The sequence below is a fragment of the Siphonobacter sp. genome (genome assembly GCF_048595215.1).
Lineage (GTDB): Bacteria > Bacteroidota > Bacteroidia > Cytophagales > Spirosomataceae > Siphonobacter.
The window spans coordinates 1-4,676 of the sequence record NZ_JBMDWJ010000128.1; the positions used below are offsets into that span (position 1 = coordinate 1).

2 protein-coding genes are annotated in these 4,676 nt (G+C 48.8%); both read left to right on the forward strand.

The window, feature by feature from the left end; translation table 11 throughout:
* Window positions 1-260 precede the first annotated feature (260 nt).
* Complete coding sequence (locus ACOJTG_RS07620) at window positions 261-1,052, forward strand: glucose 1-dehydrogenase (protein ID WP_420153261.1); 792 nt, start codon at window positions 261-263, stop codon at window positions 1,050-1,052.
* Between the two features lie 298 nt (window positions 1,053-1,350).
* Window positions 1,351-4,524 carry a SusC/RagA family TonB-linked outer membrane protein gene (locus ACOJTG_RS07625; RefSeq protein WP_420153262.1) on the forward strand — a complete coding sequence of 1,058 codons (3,174 nt, stop codon included), beginning with the start codon at window positions 1,351-1,353 and terminating at the stop codon, window positions 4,522-4,524.
* Window positions 4,525-4,676 lie beyond the last annotated feature (152 nt).

Here is a 4,676-nt window from a genome sequence, read left to right on the forward strand (position 1 = left end):
GCTGGTACTGGGAACCCCTGGAAAAACTCGGGATTCGTCAGGAGCATGATTACGTATTTGCCAACCTCACAAAAGACCTCAAACGTTAGTAAAGTCAGACACTTCTGGCCCGATCTCTCTGATTCTTCGGGTTGAGGAATCCAGCATACGATCCATTCAATAGTAAGGTTAAATTATATGTAGATACAGATAATTTTCAAAAGATCTAAACCTTTCTGCTGGTAAGGGGGTTATTTAGTAAGTACAATTACTATAATGATATGAAAAAGCTAGAAAACAAAGTAATCGTCATAACGGGTGCAGGCATGGGTCTAGGTCTGGCCACCGCCCTGGAAGCGGCCAAAGAAGGAGCCTTCCTATCGTTAGTGGATTATAATGCCGAAGCCTTGGAAAAGGCCCAGCAGCAGATTAAAGAAAGCTATCCGGAAGCGAAAGTGCTGACCGTCGTAGCGGACGTTTCGAGCGAAGAAGCCGTCAAAAATTATGTTGAGGAAACTGTAAATGCATACGGTCGAATCGACGGTTTTTATAATAATGCAGGTATTGAGGGGCGTCAGGCTTCACTGACGGATTACGATTTGGAGGTGTTCCAGAAAGTGATTGATATCAATCTGATGGGTGCGTATTATGGGCTACGTTATATTATTCCGGTCATGCAAAAGCAGGAGTACGGACGCATCGTCAACGTGGCTTCCGTCGGAGGTATCCGGGGTGTGATGAATCAAACGCCCTATGTTGCTACCAAACACGCCGTCAGTGGTATCACCAAGAATGCCGCACTCGAGTACGGTCGGTTTGGTATCCTGACCAACGCCATTGCTCCGGGAGCTATTCTGACGCCGATGGTGGCCGAGGCCTTCCGCCAGATTAATGCCGAAGATCCGAAAAAGGCCGAAGCCGAATATGCATCGTTTAACCCCACCAAACGACTAGGTCAGCCCGAAGACGTAGCGAAACTGGTCGTTTTCCTGTTGAGCGAAGATTGTGGCTATGTCAATGGTCAAACCATCGCCATTGACGGTGGTCAATCGAATGCTTACGGTTTCGTATAGCGTTTACGGTTCATAAGTGAATACGTGGGATTCCACACCGTTAAAACTCCCGTCAACGCTGGTTGGCGGGAGTTTTTTGCTTGGTAGCCATCTTAAACTATAGATAGTATGTATTCACTATTCTCATATAAAGATATGTATGGTATGTGATGAAAAGACAGAATTTAATTTTATTTTAATATATAAATTTAATATAAGATTTTTCAAATAACTTATTTAACAGATTTTTATTTACCTGCAAGTGGACCTAGTTTTAGGGCTCTTTCGTATCCCTTACCACTATTAATTCACTTGCTCTATGAGTAAATCTCTACTCAGCTTTCTGTTACTATTTCTGACAGGGAGCTTTCTCTATGCACAAACTACTGTAAAAGGGGTCGTGACTTCTTCGCAAGAAGGGGTACCCTTACCGGGTGTCAGCGTAGCCGTAAAGGGCACCACTACCGGAACCGTCACCAATGCTGAAGGACGTTATACGTTGATTGTTCCCAGAGGACAGACGATTCTGGTCTTCAGTAACATTGGTTTTACCAAGTCCGAAATCGACATTACCAACAAAACCACGGTTGATGTCATCCTGCAGGAAGAATCGCAGGTGCTCAATGAAGTAATGGTCGTGGGCTACGGTACCGTCAGTAAGGAAACGCACGTCGGATCGTCCGCTCAGGTTAAAGCCATCGACATTGCCAAGCGGCCCGTATCCAATGCCCTCAATGCACTCGTGGGAGCGGCTCCGGGCGTTCAGACCAGCCAGTCGGGCGGGGCACCGGGTTCGGCCCCTACCATTCGCGTTCGGGGATTTGGTTCCATTTCGGCCTCCAACTCTGCCCTGTACGTGGTAGATGGCGTGCCTTTCAACATGAATACCAGCAGTCTTAATCCGGACGATATTGAGTCAATCAACGTGCTCAAAGATGCCTCTACAACGGCCATCTACGGATCAAGGGGAGCCAATGGGGTAATCCTGATTACGACCAAAAAAGGAAAGAATAATCGCAATAATCTGAATTTCAATGCATCCGTCGGTACCATTTCCCGGGGTTTGCCCGAATACGAAACGGTTTCGGCTCAGGAATACTATCCCCTGATGTGGGAAGTACAGCGGAATACGCTGCAATACGGTTCGCTGAGAATTCCACAAGAAGTAGCCGGAAGCATTGCCGCTGGTCAGACCACCCAGTACCTGGGAAGAAATTATACGGGCATCTACGATCTGTTGAAGTACAATCCCTTCAATGTGGCAAATAATCAGATTGTTGATGCGAACGGAGTATTGAATCCGAATGCTCAGTTACTGTATCCCGAAGATCTGAACTGGGTCAAAGCCATTCAGCGGGGTGGACAGAGTCGTCAGAACTACAACATCTCGTACGACGGCGGAGCGAATAAATCCGATTACTTCGCCTCGGTTGGGTATACAAAAGAACAAGGCTATTTGCTGAAGTCTGATTTTGAGCGTTTTACGGCTCGCGTTAATATGAATACGCAGCCGACCAAATGGTTCAAAACGGGTCTCAACCTGAACGGAAGCTACAGTCGGTCCAATACCGATGCTGGTACGGGTGGAACATCTTTCATTAATCCTTTCTACATCACCCGTTTTATGGGACCGATCTACCCGGTCTACAAGCATGATCCGGCCACGGGAGCCTATGTGCTGGACAAAGATGGTAACAAAGTATACGATATGGGCGATAGCCGTCCTTTTTCCAGTGGCCGTCACGCCGTCTGGGAAAATGAGCTGAATGACCGGAAGGAAGAGACGGGCATTATCGGTGGCCGGGCGTATGCCACGATCAACATCCTACCCAGTTTAAAAGCTACGTCCAACATCAGCTTCGATTTGCAGGATCGTCACCGTCGTACCTACGATAACCCCATTATTGGTGATGGTGCTCCGGCGGGCCGTGCGTATCACTACCTGTACCGGACCATGAGCAGTACGTTCAATCAGTTGCTGGAATACGATAAATCCTTCGGCAAGCACAACCTGAATGTACTGGGTGGCCACGAAAGTTATACCTACAAATATAACTACATGGTCGGAGCCCGGGCGGGTATCATCGTCGATGGTATTACGGAACTACCCAACTTCGCCACGGTGCTCAACGTTTCCTCGCGGGAGGATAACTACGGGATTGAAAGTTACTTCGCCCGGGCCAGTTACGATTTCGACAAGAAATATGTACTCAATGCGTCGATCCGGCGGGATGGGAACTCCAAGTTTTACAAAGACGTACGCTGGGCTACGTTCTGGTCGTTGGGAGCGGCTTACAACATCGAGAAAGAGGACTTCCTGAAAAATATCAACTGGTTGAGTATGCTGAAACTGCGGGCCTCGTACGGTGTGGTCGGTAACGAAGACCTCGGCGATCTCGGCTACTATCCCTACCAGGGTTTGTATGAATTGGCTCGTAATAACAACGCCGAGCCGGGTTTCACGCAGGCTTCCATTGCCAACTACCAGCTGACCTGGGAGACCGCCAAAAACTTTGATGTTGGCATTGACTTCAGCGTACTACGGAACCGGGTGTCGGGTAGCGTGGAGTTTTTCAACCGGGCTACCGACGGACTAATCTTCAGCGTACCCCTGGCCCTGGCCAATGGCGGTACGACCAGTGGAGAGTTTGAAGTAAACCGCAACATCGGTAGTTTGTACAACCGGGGGGTGGAACTTCAACTGACGGGCGAGGTAGTTCGGACGCAGGATTTCCGCTACGCCGTAACACTCAACCTAACGTCCTTTAAGAACAAAATCACCAAGATGCCCGAAAGTCAGCCCTTGATCCAAACGGGTACCAAAGCCTACAGCGTGGGTCATTCCATCTATGATTTCTACATGCGGGAATTCCACGGGATTGATTCGGAAACGGGTTTAGCGATGTACAAAACCAATACCCTGACGACCAACGCAAAAATCGTGGGTGCGGATACGCTGACACGGGTGATTTCAGAAGCGAATTATCGCTATACCGGCTTTTCGTCGATTCCCAAGTTCTACGGCTCCATGAATCATAACCTGTCTTACAAAGGCGTCTCGCTGAGTTTTGTACTGACGTTCCAGGTGGGAGGTAAAGTGTATGATAACGCGTATCGTCAGTTGATGCACGGCGGCACGTACGGCACGGCTCTGCACAAAGATGCGTTCAAACGCTGGCAGAAACCCGGTGATATAACCGAGGTGCCTCGTTTCGACAACGGTGATGTGGCGAACCTGACCGGCGAAAGCACCCGCTTCCTGACGGATGCATCTTTCCTGCAGCTCAACAACATTACCCTGGGTTACACGCTGCCCGTGAGCTGGTTATCAGGTATCGGAGCCAAATCGGCCAGCCTGTACTTCGCGGGAGAAAACCTGGCTCTGTTCTCGACCCGTCGCGGTATGAACGGAACGGGCTCCTTCAACGGAACGGTTGATAATACATACAACTTCAACCGCGTATTGTCCATCGGAGCCCGCCTGGGATTTTAGTAAACCCCTTAACAGAAGCATCGAATCATGAAAAATATAGTGAAAAGTGGAATGATAGGCGTGCTGGCATTGAGCTTGTTAGCCTCCTGTAATAAAGATTTTCTGGAAAAAAAACCCACCGATCAGGTACTGACGGACGACGCGTTTACCTC